Source organism: Kaistella sp. SH40-3 (genome assembly GCF_030686865.1).
Classification (GTDB): Bacteria; Bacteroidota; Bacteroidia; order Flavobacteriales; family Weeksellaceae; genus Kaistella.
Genome location: NZ_JAQYUS010000008.1, coordinates 1 through 16,164, shown reverse-complemented (window position 1 = coordinate 16,164; position 16,164 = coordinate 1). Strand labels below are relative to the sequence as shown.

The 16,164-nt window shown below is 35.3% G+C and carries 16 protein-coding genes and 1 pseudogene; 12 read left to right on the top strand and 5 right to left on the bottom strand.

Translation table 11 applies throughout. The features are described from left to right. Position 1 precedes the first annotated feature (1 nt). The 5 genes and pseudogenes from PUH65_RS12360 to PUH65_RS12340 all read left to right on the top strand — a co-directional run bounded on the left by PUH65_RS12360 (position 2) and on the right by PUH65_RS12340 (position 3,104). Positions 2 to 337, top strand: a pseudogene (locus tag PUH65_RS12360) (DUF6150 family protein). Positions 338 to 440: 103 nt separating this feature from the next. Next, the gene (locus PUH65_RS12355; protein ID WP_305520453.1) at positions 441 to 821 is read left to right on the top strand and encodes a GxxExxY protein; all 381 of its coding nucleotides are present in this window, start codon (positions 441 to 443) and stop codon (positions 819 to 821) included. Positions 822 to 912: 91 nt separating this feature from the next. After that, positions 913 to 1,599 carry an SMUG2 DNA glycosylase family protein gene (locus tag PUH65_RS12350; protein WP_305520570.1) on the top strand — a complete coding sequence of 229 codons (687 nt, stop codon included), beginning with the start codon at positions 913 to 915 and terminating at the stop codon, positions 1,597 to 1,599. Then, entirely contained in the window at positions 1,599 to 2,366 is a 768-nt protein-coding gene (locus tag PUH65_RS12345) for an enoyl-CoA hydratase/isomerase family protein (RefSeq protein WP_305520452.1), read from the top strand. The genes PUH65_RS12350 and PUH65_RS12345 overlap by 1 nt, the downstream gene beginning before the upstream one ends. A 3-nt stretch (positions 2,367 to 2,369) precedes the next feature. Beyond that, entirely contained in the window at positions 2,370 to 3,104 is a 735-nt protein-coding gene (locus tag PUH65_RS12340; protein ID WP_305520451.1) for an SDR family NAD(P)-dependent oxidoreductase, read from the top strand. A 73-nt stretch (positions 3,105 to 3,177) separates the two neighbouring features. Here PUH65_RS12340 and aspS read toward each other — a convergent pair whose 3' ends face one another. The 3 genes from aspS to PUH65_RS14940 all read right to left on the bottom strand — a co-directional run bounded on the left by aspS (position 3,178) and on the right by PUH65_RS14940 (position 5,687). Next, positions 3,178 to 4,932, bottom strand: coding sequence for an aspartate--tRNA ligase (gene aspS / locus PUH65_RS12335; protein ID WP_305520450.1), 1,755 nt, complete (start codon positions 4,930 to 4,932; stop codon positions 3,178 to 3,180). A gap of 167 nt (positions 4,933 to 5,099) precedes the next feature. Continuing rightward, a complete protein-coding gene (locus PUH65_RS12330) occupies positions 5,100 to 5,303 on the bottom strand; it encodes a helix-turn-helix transcriptional regulator (RefSeq protein WP_305520449.1) in 204 nt (67 codons plus the stop codon). A gap of 3 nt (positions 5,304 to 5,306) precedes the next feature. Continuing rightward, a complete protein-coding gene (locus PUH65_RS14940; protein ID WP_370692044.1) occupies positions 5,307 to 5,687 on the bottom strand; it encodes a DUF2975 domain-containing protein in 381 nt (126 codons plus the stop codon). A 507-nt stretch (positions 5,688 to 6,194) separates the two neighbouring features. Here PUH65_RS14940 and PUH65_RS14935 point away from each other — a divergent pair. Then, positions 6,195 to 6,491, top strand: a complete 297-nt coding sequence (locus PUH65_RS14935; RefSeq protein WP_370692043.1) for a 30S ribosomal protein THX — start codon at positions 6,195 to 6,197, stop codon at positions 6,489 to 6,491. Between the two features lie 34 nt (positions 6,492 to 6,525). On the opposite strand, the gene PUH65_RS12320 is transcribed toward PUH65_RS14935, so the two are convergent. Both PUH65_RS12320 and PUH65_RS12315 read right to left on the bottom strand, forming a co-directional pair. Then, on the bottom strand, positions 6,526 to 7,194 hold the full coding sequence (locus PUH65_RS12320) for a DUF937 domain-containing protein (protein WP_305520448.1): 669 nt from the start codon (positions 7,192 to 7,194) through the stop codon (positions 6,526 to 6,528). Between the two features lie 93 nt (positions 7,195 to 7,287). Continuing rightward, a complete protein-coding gene (locus PUH65_RS12315) occupies positions 7,288 to 7,794 on the bottom strand; it encodes a DUF2480 family protein (protein ID WP_305520447.1) in 507 nt (168 codons plus the stop codon). A gap of 96 nt (positions 7,795 to 7,890) precedes the next feature. Here PUH65_RS12315 and lpxB point away from each other — a divergent pair, with 96 nt between their 5' ends. From lpxB to PUH65_RS12285, 6 genes are all read left to right on the top strand, one after another. After that, complete coding sequence (lpxB, locus tag PUH65_RS12310; RefSeq protein ID WP_305520446.1) at positions 7,891 to 8,997, top strand: lipid-A-disaccharide synthase; 1,107 nt, start codon at positions 7,891 to 7,893, stop codon at positions 8,995 to 8,997. A 51-nt stretch (positions 8,998 to 9,048) separates the two neighbouring features. Further along, positions 9,049 to 10,824, top strand: a complete 1,776-nt coding sequence (locus tag PUH65_RS12305; RefSeq protein ID WP_305520445.1) for a ComEC/Rec2 family competence protein — start codon at positions 9,049 to 9,051, stop codon at positions 10,822 to 10,824. Positions 10,825 to 10,947: 123 nt separating this feature from the next. Continuing rightward, positions 10,948 to 11,610, top strand: a complete 663-nt coding sequence (locus PUH65_RS12300; RefSeq protein ID WP_305520444.1) for a succinate dehydrogenase cytochrome b subunit — start codon at positions 10,948 to 10,950, stop codon at positions 11,608 to 11,610. A gap of 57 nt (positions 11,611 to 11,667) precedes the next feature. Beyond that, on the top strand, positions 11,668 to 13,680 hold the full coding sequence (locus PUH65_RS12295; RefSeq protein ID WP_305520443.1) for a fumarate reductase/succinate dehydrogenase flavoprotein subunit: 2,013 nt from the start codon (positions 11,668 to 11,670) through the stop codon (positions 13,678 to 13,680). A gap of 20 nt (positions 13,681 to 13,700) precedes the next feature. Beyond that, positions 13,701 to 14,468, top strand: coding sequence for a succinate dehydrogenase/fumarate reductase iron-sulfur subunit (locus PUH65_RS12290; RefSeq protein WP_305520442.1), 768 nt, complete (start codon positions 13,701 to 13,703; stop codon positions 14,466 to 14,468). A 185-nt stretch (positions 14,469 to 14,653) separates the two neighbouring features. After that, positions 14,654 to 16,156 carry a TlpA disulfide reductase family protein gene (locus PUH65_RS12285; RefSeq protein WP_305520441.1) on the top strand — a complete coding sequence of 501 codons (1,503 nt, stop codon included), beginning with the start codon at positions 14,654 to 14,656 and terminating at the stop codon, positions 16,154 to 16,156. Positions 16,157 to 16,164 lie beyond the last annotated feature (8 nt).

Here is a 16,164-nt window from a genome sequence, read left to right as displayed (position 1 = left end):
TATGAAAACATATCTGACATTAATTTTGATCCTATTATTCACCGTGCAGTTTTCTGCGCAGAAAGTTTTCTCTGTCGATTATCAACGTCAGGCAGATGTAAAAGTTTTCGTCGTGAAATATGAAAGTCAGGCAGATTTGAAAGTGTATAAAGTCGATTAACAAAGCCAAGCCGAAGGAAACGAAGGGAAGTGGTTCTTTGTAAAATATTCTAGTCAGGCAGATAAGAAGATTTATTTTGTCGATTATGGAAGTCAGGCAGATTTAAAAATATTTTTCGTGAAATATCAAAGTCAGGCAGGTTGGAATAAGAAGGAAAAGAAGCAGTTGATGTATTAAAAATCTGTGCAAATCTATGAAATCTGTGTGCTGTAAAACCGCACAGATTTCAGAGATTCACACAGAATAAGAGATTAAGTTTTAAATAAAATAATCTAAAATTATGACTGAAAATGAAATTACCTTTTTGATAAGAAAAGCAATTTTTGAAGTTTATAATACTCTTGGTCCTGGATTGCTGGAAAGTGTTTATGAGAAAGCACTTGCAATCGAACTCGAAAATCAAGGTTTACGAGTGGAAGTTCAAGTTCCAATTTCAGTTACTTATAAAGGAACCGATTTAGGTCTAGGATTTCGTGCAGATATATTAGTTGAAGAGAAAATAATTATCGAAATTAAATCTGTCGTAGAATTAGCGCAGATTCATCATAAACAATTACTGAACTACTTGAAATTAACAAATTGTCATTTAGGTATTCTTTTTAATTTCAACACGAATAATATAAATAGCGATATAGTTAGAATTATAAACGGATATCTTTAAATAAATTTGTGCAAATCCGTGAAATCTGTGAGTCATTTAGCGCACAGATTTCACAGATTTTCACAGAATAATTAAAAATAAAAAAATAGTGATTAAAACCGTCGGAGAAAAAGTAGTCGAATTCAATGAAAACTTACATTATTCAGGAGATCTTCCTGAAGGCTTCAATGTGCTTAATCCTTTCTTCGATAATCCCGAAACTTTAACGGTGATGACCGAGTTTTATCAGAAATTTTACAATGATGATTTACAAAGGAAATTCATTGTCGGAATTAATCCCAGTCGTCACGGAGCAGGAGTTACAGGTGTTCCTTTCACCGATACAAAAAGATTAGAAACCATTTGTGGTATAGAAATGAAATCTGCTCACACTCATGAAATTTCTTCGGTTTTTTTATATGATGTCATTGAAAATTTTGGTGGACCTGAAGCGTTCTATAAAGAGTTTTATATCAATTCGCCCTTTCCTTTGGCGATTGTCAGAAATACGATTAGAGGTAATTTAAACGCCAATTATTATGATGATAAAAAACTTTTCGAAGCCGTAAAACCATTTATGATTCAAAGTTTAAAAGATCATATCAGTTTAGGTTTAGATACTTCGGAAGTTTTTATTTTGGGAAAAAAGAACGCCACTTTCATTGATAAAATCAACAGTCAAGAACATTTCTTTGATAAAATGACAGTGTTAGAACATCCGAGATATATCCAGCAATACAAAAGCAAAGAGAAACAATTATACATCGATAAATATTTAATAGCCTTAAACAAAGCATAATGAACAACGGATTTGTAAATCAAGAACTTAAAAATAATATTTCAGAAATCACTTTTGGACATCCAAAAAGCAATTCTTTGCCAGGTGAAATTTTAGAATTGCTCGCTCAAACGATTTTGGATGAAGGAGCAAAAGAAGAAGTAAAAGCAATTCTTTTAAAATCAGAGGGTGAAAAAGCATTCTGCGCTGGCGCGAGTTTCGATGAATTATTGTCAATCGATGAATTAGATAATTCTAAAAAATTCTTTGGAGGTTTCGCAAAAGTTTTAAATGCAATGCGATCTTGCGGAAAATTAGTCATCGTAAGAGTTCAGGGAAAAACAACAGGCGGCGGAGTAGGAATTGCGTGTGCTGCAGATTACTGTTTTGCTACAAAAGATTCTGCGTTGGCTTTAACAGAATTAAATTTAGGAATTGGACCATTCGTAATTGGACCTTATGTTGAAAGAAAAATGGGCAAATCTGCTTATGCTGCAATGTCGATTGACGCAGATTTCAGAAGTGCTGATTGGTGTGAAAAACACGATGTCTACCATTCCGTTTCTGAAAATATTCAAATGATGGATGAAGAAATCGATAAATTCTTAGAAAAATTATCGACCAGAAGTTCCGATGCTTTATCATTAATTAAAAAAGTTTCTTGGGAAGGAACAGAACATTTCGAACAATTAATGCCGGAAAGAATTTTGATGAGCGCTTCTTTAATTTTAGAAGATTCTGCGAAGAAAAATATTGAGAAGATTAAAGAACGACTTCGAGCGAAATAGTCGATGAATACTAATGCCAATAAAACAGTTCTCATTTTAGGAGCCAATTCCGATGTTGCAAAACAATGTATTTTGCAATATCAGGAAAAGGATTTTTCAATTATTGCATCTTCTCGAAATCTGGATTCTTTAGAAAATTTCGTGGAAGAAAATGATATTGATTCTTCTAAAATTACTCTCAAATATTTTGATGCTGCAGATTTTTCTTCTCATCAAAGATTTTATGATGAACTTCCAACAAAACCCAACATCGTAATTTACTCCGCAGGTTTTTTGGTTGAAAATCAGAAAGCACTTCACGATTTTGCTGGAGTAAAACAAATGATGGAAGTGAATTATATGGGCGCAGTTTCTATTCTGAATATTATTGTGATGGATGAATCCACTAAAAATTTAGAAAGAATTATAGGATTGTCTTCACTTTCCGGAGTTCGTGGTCGAAAAAGTAATTTCATTTATGGAAGTACAAAATCGGCATTCACGCAATATTTAGCCGGACTTCGACAAGAGTTGTCTTCGAGAAATATTATCGTTAATGTTTTAGTAAGCGGATATATTAATACGAAAATTAATGCAGGTTTAGAATTGAATAAAAACCTTTTGATGGAACCCGATTATGTTGCGAAACATATTGTAAATGTTGGGAATTCGTTCTCTATTGTTCCTAATTTTAAATGGAAATTCATTTATTATATCTTAAAATTTTTACCGGAAAGTTTAGTTGCGAAGTTGCCATAGTAATATTCTTAATTAAATAACGCACAAAAAAGAGGAAGCAAAACTTCCTCTTTTTTATTTATTTTAATTCAAACTAATCTTTCAGTTCAACTTTCAAAGCCAACTCAGTCAACTGCTCATCAGCAATCGGACTTGGCGCATCGATCATCACGTCTCTTCCGGAATTGTTTTTTGGGAAAGCGATATAATCTCTGATCACTTCGTTACCATCAAGAATCGCAACCAAACGGTCAAAACCTAAGGCTAAACCAGCGTGTGGCGGTGCTCCATATTGAAAAGCATTCATCAAAAATCCAAACTGTGCTTCTGCATCCTCTTTGGTGAAACCTAATAAATTAAACATTTTTGCCTGTAAATCTTTATCAAAAATTCTTACGGAACCGCCACCGATTTCATTTCCGTTCAGGATTAAATCATACGCATTAGCTCTTGCTTTTCCTGGATCGGTTTTTAATAAATGAACGTCTTCTGGTTTTGGTGAAGTGAATGGATGGTGCATTGCGTGATAACGGTTTGTTTCTTCGTCCCATTCTAATAACGGGAAATCAATGACCCAAAGTGGCGCAAATTCTTTCGGATTTCTTAATCCTAATCTGTTCCCCAATTCCATTCTTAAGGCGGAAAGTTGGGCTCTTACTTTATTTTCGTTTCCGGACATTAGGAAAATTAAATCACCTGCTTTTGCGCCGAATTTTTCTGTGATTTTCTTTAAGTCTTCTTCATTGTAAAATTTATTTACGGAAGAAGTAACTGTTCCGTCATTTTGGAATTTAATCCAAATCATTCCATTGGCGCCAATTTGTGGACGTTTTACCCAATCGATCAATTCGTCGATTTGTTTTCTGGTATATTCCGCACAACCTTCAACGTTGATTCCGACAATCAAATCTGCATCGTCGAAAATTTTGAAATCTTTTCCTTTGACCAATTCGTTTACTTCCACGAATTCCATCCCGAATCTGATGTCCGGTTTGTCGTTTCCGTATTTTTGCATCGCGTCGGCGAAAGTCATTCTTGGGAATTTTCCAAATTCTTTTCCGGCAATACCTTTCAATAAAGTTGCGGTCATTCCTTCGAAGATTTGCAGAACATCTTCCTGTTCTACGAATGCCATTTCGCAATCGATCTGTGTAAATTCCGGTTGTCTGTCTGCTCTTAAATCTTCATCACGGAAACATTTTACAATCTGAAAATAACGGTCCATTCCACCAATCATCAATAATTGTTTGAAAGTTTGTGGCGACTGTGGCAACGCGTAAAACTGTCCCGGATTCATACGGCTTGGAACTACGAAATCACGCGCTCCTTCCGGAGTCGATTTAATAAGAACCGGAGTTTCTACTTCGATAAAATCTTGTGCGGATAAATAATTGCGGACTTTCTGCGCCATTTTGTGACGGAAAATCAATTTGTCTTTTACCGGATTACGTCGAATATCTAAATATCTGTATTTCATACGAAGTTCTTCACCGCCATCAGTTTGGTCTTCAATGGTAAATGGTGGAACTTCTGATTGGTTTAAAATTGTCAGTTTTTCAACAAGAATTTCGATTTCTCCAGTCGGAATTTTTGGATTCTTACTCACTCTTTCAATAACCTTTCCTTCGATTTGAATCACGAATTCTCTTCCAAGTTTGTGAGCATTTTCTAATAGTTCCGCTGATGAACGGTCTGCATCAAATACCAATTGCGTAATTCCATAACGGTCGCGTAAATCGATCCACATCATAAATCCTTTGTCACGAATGGTTTGAACCCAGCCGGAGAGGGTTACGTTTTGATCTAGATTTTGGATATTTAATTCTCCGTTGGTGTGCGTACGAAACATAATTTTCAGATATTAGAAGTTAAAATTGAAAGATAGATTTGGTCTAAAATTCCAGGTGCAAAGATAATATTTTTGGTTGGAAGAGGTGAAATAAAAGCGTTGTCTTTTAAACGAAACCAGTCAATACTCAAGATCAGGTTAAATTCTATAATTTTCAAATGAGATTGCTAAGGTTTATATTCTATTAAATCTCCTGGCTGACAATCTAAGGCTTTACAAATTGCATCTAGAGTCGATAATTTTAAGGCCTTTGCTTTTCCGGTTTTTAGAATAGAAAGATTGGCTTGTGTAATTCCAATTTTCTCTGCCAATTCCTGACTTTGCATCTTGCGTTTTGCAAGCATAACGTCGATGTTGATGATGATAGGCATAATTTAAATTGTTAAATCGTTTTCGGTTTGTAATTCATGCCCTTTCTTGAAAAACGCTGCAAGATAAAGGAAAGTACCACCTAACAGGAATAGAAATAGACTATAAAATATCAATTCAGTGGGATTAATTAAATGCCACACGAAATACCAAAATATTATAAAAAGAATTCCCGATATAACATTAATGTATGCAAATCTTTGCAACCATTTAATCGTGCTTTCAGTGAAAATAATTTCAGAACTTAAATTCTTAAATATTCTAAAACTGCTGTAGAAAAAATAGGTAAGAAATGCGAATCCCAGACTGGCGGTAATTATTGTACGCCACTTCAGTTCTCCATTAAAAAAATTCTGTTCACTAAAAGGAAACTTTATTGCAAACATATTTGCTAAATAATTTTCATGGTACAGTTTTTTTTCAACGCTGAAAATTTCTGGGAATATATTAACATCCTGATTATAATTGAGATAGCAAATTGACACTCCAATTATAAAATAAAGCAAATGGAAAAGAAAAATAATATAAGCAAGATAAAGAAAGAAACTAATGTAACGCGAGAGTGAATTTTTTCCTACGATTTTCATGATAATTAATTATTATTTTACGATAATTAATTGTTAAAATTTATTAATTATATTTTTTTGTTAAACGCTTCCTTGCTTTATGAATTCTATCCATTTAATATAAGTTGATGAGTGTTCATATTTCTATCGAAAATGAAATACGAAAAAATATACAACAAAAAGCCCATCCAATATGCTCTAAATTATTATGATATTTTGTAAACGTTAGAAAATGTAAAGACTAAAAATTTATGAATTTTTAAGAAGTCCATTGCTTATATATTATTTAACTTTGTGTATATCAACATCCAAAAAAATAAAATTATTATGGGAAAAGGAGATCAAAAGTCAAAAAAAGGAAAAATTATTGCAGGCAGTTATGGTAAGAAAAGACCAAGAAAAGTTAGTTCAGTAAGTCATATCCCGGTAAAAGCTTTAGATGAGAACGATAAAAAAGCGCCTAAAGAAAAAGTAAGAAAAGACGTCGGTTATCCTACTGAAAAATCTGAAAACGCTGAAGTAGATGAAAAACCTAAAGTTGCTGCAAAACCTAAAGCAGAGAATAAGGAAGACCTAAAAGAAGAAAAGCCAAAGGAAACCAAAACTAAAAAAACCGAAGAATAATCTTCGGTTTTTTTATGATTGTATTTTTGTATGATTATTTTCCGCCAAAAAGATTTCCTAAAAGTCCCCCTAAACCTCCTTGAGTTTGTTGCTGACCGCCACCGCCGAGAACGCTACCCAGAATATCTCCGAGTCCTCCTCCTGAATTTTGCGTCGCTCCGCCAAGAACACTTCCTAAAATATCTGTTAAAGGATTTGAACCTCCCTGTGCTTGCTGTTGCTGAACCTGGTTAGTTGCAGTGCCTAAGATACCACCCAGTAAATCTCCTAAACCACCCCCTGAAGTTACACCGCTGGCTTGTTTTTCTTTGCCGATGAATCCCATAATTACAGGGGCTAACATCGCTAAAATCGGTCCGATTTTATCCATTGAAATTCCAGTATTTTGAGAAAGTTGATTTTCAACATCTGCTTTTTGACCTCCGAAAATATGGTCCAGAATCGATCCGCCTTCCTGTTGTCTCGCTGCTGCTTGTGAGGGGTCATTTAAAATACTTCCATCGTGATCTTTATCCAGGGCACTATTCAAAGCATCTGCTTCCTTAGGATCTTCCTGTGATTTTTTTCTTAAATAAGAAATGACTAATGGTGCAGCAACTGCTAGTAAAGCGATTACCTGGTTTTTACTTATTCCGAATTTGTTTTCAGCATCTGCAGCCACTTGATTTCCTGCGTTCCCTGTGATAAGGTCAATTAAACTCATATTTGTTTGTTTTTAAAATTAGTAATTTTGACGATTAAAGTTATCAAAAATTATTCCTACTATTTTCTCAAACACTTAAATTGTTGTTAAATTTTAGTTTTTGAAAATAGGAACGTTTGAACATGCTTCACCAAACATCAGCGATTTAACGAGCGGCTTTAACTGTTGCACCAATTCGATATAAGCGTTTTCTGGAATCGATTCATCGCTGCATCCCTTTACCAAAACTCTTTTTCCGATCATCTCGGTGAAGTCATAAGTTTGAACTGCATTATGCATCAACAGAACTTCTAAATCTTCCCGATTTCCGAAAACAATTTTTTTGGCCGTTTCGGTTAATTTTGCGGTAAGGAGAAAGTATGCCCAAAGTGGAACAATGGCATCGGCTGAATTATAAATGTAAACGTAATCATCTCTGTAATCTTCCACATTTAGATTGGCTATTTTTTCCCGGAAATCTTTTTCCTTCAAAATCAATTCCTGAAAGAGATAGTCTTTCAAATCGATGCCGATTCTCTTACCTTTTGGTACCAGTTGTGACAGATCGAAATTGACCAATCCGCTTTCGGCTATTTTATTTTTTATTTCTAAATCAGACATTTTTTTATTTTATCTTTGAACAAAATTAAGGTAAATAATCGATTTAAATTGAGGGTTGAAAAATCTAAAATCTAAATCTAAAATCTAAAATATCAATTGAAATATTACATCATCGCTGGCGAAGCATCGGGAGATCTGCACGCTTCTAATTTAATGAAATCACTTCTCAAAAAAGATTCTGAAGCGGAATTTCGTTTTTGGGGCGGAGATTTAATGACGGCTGTGGCAGGATTTGAACCAGTGAAACATTACAAGGAGTTAGCATTTATGGGATTTTTAGAAGTTGCTAAAAACCTGAGAACGATTCTGAAAAACATTAAATTCTGTAAAGAAGATATTAAAAGTTATCAACCCGATGTTTTAATTCTGGTTGATTATCCTGGTTTCAATTTACGGATTGCTGAGTTCGCTAAAGGTTTAGGAATTAAAGTTATCTATTATATTTCACCGCAACTCTGGGCCTGGAAAGAAGGTCGTGTAGAGAAAATCAGAAAGTTCGTAGATGAGATGCTGGTGATTCTTCCTTTTGAAAAAGACTTTTATAAAAAGCATAATGTAAATGCTCATTTCGTGGGACATCCTTTATTAGATGCGATTTCCGATTTGCCCGAAATCAATATTGATCAGTTTAAGAAAGAAAACAATTTAAATGAAAAAGAAATCATCGCACTTTTGCCTGGTTCTCGGGAGCAGGAAGTTGCCAAGATGTTAGAATTAATGCTTTCTGTTCGTCAGCAGTTTAAAGAGTATCAGTTTGTAATTGCCGGTGCGCCGAGTTTGCCAAAGGAATTTTATCAAAAATATGTTGATGACAATGTGCATTTCGTTTCCAACAAAACGTATGATTTATTGAGATGTTCAAAAGCAGCTCTGGTCACTTCTGGAACGGCAACTTTAGAAACGGCACTTCTAAATATTCCCGAAGTGGTTTGTTACCGAAGCAGCACGATTTCTTACGAAATTGGAAAACGTGTTGTTAAAAACATTAAATATATTTCTTTGGTCAATTTAATTATGGACAAGGAAATTGTGACAGAACTTATTCAACGTGAGTTAAATACGAAAAATTTAGTAACCGAATTAAGAGCAATTATCGAAGGCGACAAAAGAGAACGCATGCTTGCCAATTTCGAACAACTGCGAAAAAAGTTAGGTGGAAAAGGAGCAAGTGATGAAGCCGCAGATCTCATCATAAATGGGTGATTTTACCCGTGATTTTATCAGCGGAAGTTGATAATTTTACGGTAAAAGAAATTGCATAAACAACCTTTACTTATTCTGTTCGTCTGTTTCGTCCTTGGAATTTTCTTTCAGGATTATCTTTTTCTGTCCGATTGTACAATTTATATTTTACTGACTGGTGGTTTCTTATCGCTGTTCATTACCGTTGTTAAAAGTTTTTATTTCTATAAATTTCGTCCTGTACTATTTGGTTTTTTGGCCTTTGTTATTGGAGTTTTCATTCATTCTCTACATTCTCAAAAACCAGAACTTCCTCTATTGAAAGGTAAGGAAACGATTACTTTTAAAATTACAAAAAAACTTAATTCCAACGATAAAAACCGCCGATATGAAATCGATGCGTGGAAAGATAAAGCGTATTTCAAAAGCGTTTTGTCTTTTCCGAAAACTGAAAAGGAACTGAATTATCTTCATTATTATAAAGGAGAAGTTTACGTTAATCAGATTGAAAAGCCGTACAGCGACTTTCAGTTTGATTACGGGAAATACCTTTCCAGAAAAGGAATTTACTTTCAAAGTTACTTGCCAAATTCGTTACAGTTTGCAAAACGGGAAGATCTGGTTTTCAGTGAAAAAGTGAAACAACGGCGTTTAGAAACTTTGGCAAAAATCGATCATACAAATTTGCAAAAGCGTACCCGTGAATTTGCCAAAGGAATTATTCTTGCCGACCGCACTGAAATGGATCAGGAAACCGTTCGTGATTTCCGAGATTCCGGAATGATGCATATTCTGGCCATTTCAGGAACGCACATGGCGATTATTTTCGGCGTGATTTTGCTGATTTTAAATTTTGTTTTTCCACCGAAATATCGAAGATATAAGATTGTTCTCGCGCTCCTCTTGATTTGGTCTTTTGCCGTTTTTATTGATTTCGGAAATTCGGTTGTCAGAAGTTGTATCATGATTTCCGCCTATTACACTTTTATTTTATTGCAACGGAAAACCGACTTACTGCACTCTATGGCTTTGGCAGGATTTATTATTTTGTTTTTAAATTCAAATCAACTTTTTGAGGTCGGATTTCAATTAAGTTTTGCGGCTGTTTTCGGAATATATTGGTTTAATCAACCCATTTTAAAATATTTACCACAGCCGAAAAATAAGTTTCAAAATTTCATGGTGAATGTTTTATCCATCAGTTTATCTGCACAACTCGGGACGATTCCTTTGGTAATTTATTATTTCCATCAGTATTCCGCGGTTTCGATTCTTGCGAATTTGGTGATAATTCCCTTTGCTGAAATCGTGATTGTATTTTCATTATTAATAGTGATTTTAATTTCGTTGAATCTTAATTTCAGTTGGCTAAATGTTCTTTATGACGAACTTATCAGTTTTACTTTAAAGGTAATTCACTTCTTTGCCGACGCTGATTCGTTTATGCAGAAGATGATTCCGTTAACTTTATTAGAAGTGCTGCTTTTATATTTGCTCTTTTATTTTCTAAGATTTGCGATTAAAAAAATTACCATTAAAAATGTAGCCAAAGTCACCTATTTTGTTCTGATTTTTGTTTCGCTGCGATTCATGTTAAATTATAGGGCGGAGAAATTAGATGAGGTTTTGGTTCATCAATTTTTTAAAGAAAAAATAATTTCGGTGAAAGAGGGAAGTGCAGTTCATTTTTATTGTGGCGAAAATTCTAATCAGGAAAAAATACAACAGTATATTATAGGACCTTATTTAACGTCGAGAAGAACTAAGAACTTTACTCTTACTGCAATACCCAAAAATATTTCCAATATTGAAATTCGAGGTAAGCAATATGAGTTTAACAGGAAGTGATTTTAACTAAATTTTAACTTCTTATTTAGAAAGATTACAAACTAAAATATTCTGACATTTCTCACGTGCGTATCGCTTCACAATTTTCTAACTTTGTGGGAATTTCAAATTTAAACATTAATTATGGCAGGATTAACTAGTTCTACTATTGGTAGAAAGTACGCAATGGCATTATCTGCAATGTTCTTGCTCATTTTCCTAGTGATGCACCTCTCGGTGAATTTACTCTCAGTTATTAGTCCAGATGCATTCAATTCGGCATCGGAGTTCATGGGTTACAACCCGCTAATTCAATTTTTAATGCAACCTGTTCTTGGTTTCGCAGTTATTTTCCACTTTGTAATGGGCTTTATTCTGGAAATCAGAAATAGAAATGCAAGACCGGTGAAGTATGCAGTCAACGGTTCAGCAGCAAACTCAACCTGGATGTCGAGAAATATGATTATTTCAGGACTGGTTGTTTTGGCATTTTTAGGATTGCACATGTATGATTTTTGGTGGCATGAAATGGACTACAAGTATGTTGTAGGAAATGTACGCGATGAAGCAAGGTTTTGGCCAGAACTTCATGCACAGTTCGGTAACATTGGAAGAGTTCTTTTCTACGTAGTTGCTTTTGTTCTTTTAGGATTACACTTAGCACATGGTTTTCAATCTTCTTTCCAGTCGGTAGGAGCAAGACACCCGAAGTATACACCAATGATTAAAACTTTAGGAACTTGGTATTCAATCCTTATTCCTGCAGGTTTTATTTTTATCGCCGTTTTTCATTACGTAACTCAATAAATTTTAAATTTTATATCGACATTAAAATTTAAAATCTAAAATTTAAAATTTCTAAAAATGAGCAAATTAGATTCAAAAATTCCGGCTGGTCCTTTAGCGGACAAATGGAAAAATCATAAAGATCATATGAACTTGGTTTCGCCAAACAACCGTGATAAAATCGATATCATTGTTGTAGGAACCGGTTTAGCAGGTGGTTCAGCCGCCGCAACATTAGCAGAGCAAGGGTATAATGTAAAAGCGTTTTGTTACCAGGATTCACCTAGAAGAGCGCACTCGATTGCTGCTCAAGGTGGTATTAATGCTGCTAAAAATTATCAAGGTGATGGTGACTCGGTTTATAGATTGTTTTACGATACTATTAAAGGTGGAGATTACCGTTCAAGAGAAGCAAACGTTTATCGTCTTGCAGAAGTTTCGGCGAGTATCATCGATCAATGTGTTGCACAGGGTGTTCCTTTCGGACGTGAATATGGTGGCCAGTTAGACAACCGTTCGTTTGGTGGAGTTCAGGTTAAAAGAACTTTTTACGCAAAAGGACAAACAGGACAACAGTTATTATTAGGAGCATATTCAGCAATGAGCCGTCAAATCGGTAAAGGTAGAATCAAAATGCACAACCGTCACGAAATGCTTGATTTAGTAATCGTTGATGGAAAAGCGAGAGGAATTATCGCCAGAAACTTAGTTACCGGAGAAATCGAAAGACATTCTGCACACGCTGTAGTTATTGCTTCCGGAGGTTATGGAAATGTTTATTTCCTTTCTACCAATGCAATGGGTTCTAACGTTTCTGCCGCCTGGAAAATTCATAAAAAAGGAGCGTATTTCGCAAATCCTTGTTATGTACAGATTCACCCAACTTGTATTCCTGTTCACGGTACGGCACAGTCGAAACTGACTTTGATGTCAGAATCTTTAAGAAACTCCGGAAGAATTTGGGTTCCTAAAAATATCGAAGATGCAGTGGCAATTCGTGAAGGAAAATTGAAACCTGAAAACATTGCTCCGGAAAATCGTGATTACTATTTGGAAAGAAGATATCCAGCATTTGGTAACTTAGTTCCAAGGGATGTTGCGTCAAGAGCAGCAAAAGAAAGATGTGACGCAGGTTACGGAATCGAAAATAACGATACCAAAGAAGGGGTTTACTTAGATTTCTCTACTGAAATTCAGAAGAAAGGTAAAGAAGCCGCTATCGAAAAAAATATTCATAATCCTACCGATCAGCAGATTTACGACTTAGGAAAAGCGTGGATTGAAGAAAAATACGGAAACCTTTTCGTGATGTACGAAAAAATTACCGCCGACAATCCTTATGTAACTCCAATGAAGATTTATCCAGCGGTTCACTATACCATGGGTGGAGTTTGGGTTGATTACAATTTACAGTCTACCATTCCAGGATGTTTCGTAATTGGAGAAGCGAATTTCTCTGATCACGGTGCAAACAGATTGGGTGCTTCTGCTTTGATGCAAGGTTTGGCAGATGGATACTTCGTTCTTCCTTACACGATTGCAGATTATCTGGCAGCGGATATTAGAACCGGAACCATTCCTACGGACACTCCAGAGTTTACTGCCGCTGAAAAAGAAATTCAGGATAAAGTAAATTTCTTTTTGAACAATAATGGTAAACACAGTGTTGATTATTTCCATAAAAAACTGGGTCACATTATGTGGAACAAAGTTGGAATGGGAAGAACTCCTGAAGGTTTACAGGAAGCAATTCAAGAAATCGAAGAAGTTAAAAAAGAATTCTGGGCAGATGTAAAAGTTCCGGGTGAAGCAAACGGAATGAACATGGAATTGGAGAAAGCCTTCCGCGTTGCAGACTTCTTGGAGTTAGGACAATTGATGGCGAAAGATGCTTTGGCAAGAGAAGAATCTTGTGGTGGGCACTTCCGTTGGGATCATGCAACACCAGAAGGTGAGGCAGAGAGAGATGATGAAAATTTCAAGTATGTTGCGGTATGGGAATATCAGGGAGATGATATTAATCAAGAGAAGATGCATAAAGAAGATTTGATTTATGAAAATATCGAAGTTAAAACAAGAAGTTATAAATAATCTCCAAAAAAGTTAATAAAATGAGTGCACAAAAAGGATTAAACCTGACTCTTAAAATTTGGAGACAGAAAAACAATAAAACAAAAGGACAGTTTGAGACTTACAAAATCTCCGGCGTTTCTACGGATTCTTCTTTCCTGGAAATGTTGGATATGCTCAACGAGAACTTAATTAACGAAGGTCAAGAGCCAATCGCATTTGACCACGACTGTAGAGAAGGAATCTGTGGAATGTGTTCATTGTATATCAATGGAAGACCTCACGGACCAGATACTGGGATCACCACTTGTCAGTTGCACATGAGAATGTTCAAAGACGGTGAAACCATTCATATTGAACCTTGGAGAAGTGCTGCTTTCCCAATCATTAAAGATTTAGTGGTTGACAGAAGTGCTTTCGACAGAGTAATGGCTGCGGGTGGATTCATTTCCGTAAACACCTCAGGTAACACGTTGGATGCAAACGCAATCCCGGTTCCAAAAGATGACGCTGACCACGCGATGGATGCTGCTGCCTGTATCGGTTGTGGTGCCTGTGTAGCCACTTGTGTAAATGGTTCCGCAATGTTATTTGTTGGGGCTAAAGTTTCTCAGTTCGCATTACTTCCGCAAGGTAGAGTAGAAGCCAAACGAAGAGTTCTTAATATGGTGTCTGCAATGGATGAAGAAGGATTTGGAAACTGTTCAAATACCGGTGCTTGTGAAGTTGAATGTCCGAAAGGAATTACGCTTTCTGTAATCGCCAGAATGAACAGAGAGTACATTTCAGCGAATATCGATCAAGGTTAATATTAGATTGACAATCATAAAAAACTGCTTTCAGAAATGAAAGCAGTTTTTCTTTGTTAAACTTTCACAAATCTTAACAAAATATTTTTAATAACTCGGTGAAAACCTTATTTTTGCCCCGATTTGGAACCCGATTCAGTAAGTTGAAATCAATGTTAATTACAAAAAAGAAAAAACAATAAAAGATGAGTAAGTATTTTATGATGTTATTGGTTGCATTCGTTGCAATGTCATGTTCGAAAAAAGTAGAAGTTTCTGGTAATTTTGCCGGTGGTTCTCCATTAGAAAGAATAGAATTTATAGAGGCATCTGGAGTGGCAACATTACCTTTAATCAACATTGGAGTTGATAGCAAAGGAAGTTTCTCTGGATCGTTCGATGCACCAAAAGATGGAATGTACATCATGACTTACGCAGGTAAACAAGCAATGATTTATTTGAAGGGTGGACAAAAAATAAATATTTCTGGACAAGCAGATGCTTTCCCAGCTAAATTTACCGTTACCGGTGATGCTAAGAAAAACAATGACTTTCTTCAAGAATCATTAGAGGAGATTCAAACTTACGCAAGCAAAATTAATGTTGGTGAAATGGTTACCAAAGAGGAACCTGCTTTCCTAAAGGAACTTGAAAAGGTAAGATCAGAATTAGAAAAAAGAATCGATGCTGCCGCTAAAAAAACTTCACCAGACAGCGAAGTTATTCAGTGGAAAAAAGATGAAATGAATGCAAGTGTTCTTGGATTGATGAGTCAGTACGAAATGAATCACGCACAAGTAAGTGGAAAACCAAACTTCAAAGTTTCTAAAAACTTTACCGATGCTGAAGATAAATTGAAGAAAGAAAGCGCACGAATGTTGAAAAATCAACCGATCTACAGAAATTATTTGTTAGGTAAATTAAGTCAGGATTTCCAGGCTTTTGCATCGGCAAATAACAAAACAGGTCAGGAAACTTCTTCCGTTCTGTTTTCTCAATATTTAGATACTAAAAAAGATCTGTCTCAGTTAGAGAAAGATTATCTGTTAGCATTTGTAATGTCAAACAGCGATATCAACCCTTCAACTACTCCAGAAAACGCTGAGAAAATCAATAAAATCATCAAAGAGAAAATTAAAGATGCTGATATTAAAAAAGATTTAGAGCGTATTCAGTTTGTACTTTCTGGTCCTAAAATGGGCGACGCGATCTCTTCTGCGAAATTAGTAAAAGAAGATGGTAGCGCTTATAAACTGACAGACAATAAAGCAAAACCTGCAATGGTAATGTTTTACGCATCTTGGAACCCGTATATTTCAGAAGCTACTATTCCTGTCTTGAAAGAGGTAAGCAAATTTTACCAGTCGAAAATGGATTTCATTTATGTGAATTTAGACGACACCAAAGATCAGTTTTCTAAAACCAGCAAAGCAATGTTACAAGGAATGCCTGGAACAAATGTTTATGCTGAAGGCGGTATGAATTCTCAAATTGCTAAAGATTTAGGAATCTATGGTTTCAAACTTCCATCATTTATTATCATTGATAAAGAAGGTAAAGTGGCCAGCAAATTTTTCTACAACTTAGGAGATCCAGAATTGGTTCCGGTACTTGACAAAATTACAGGTTTAAAAGCGCCAGAAGCACCAGCAGCAACTTTGCAAAATGATTTAGTTGCTCCTCAAAACGAAGCGCCTGCTACGAAATAGTCTTCAGA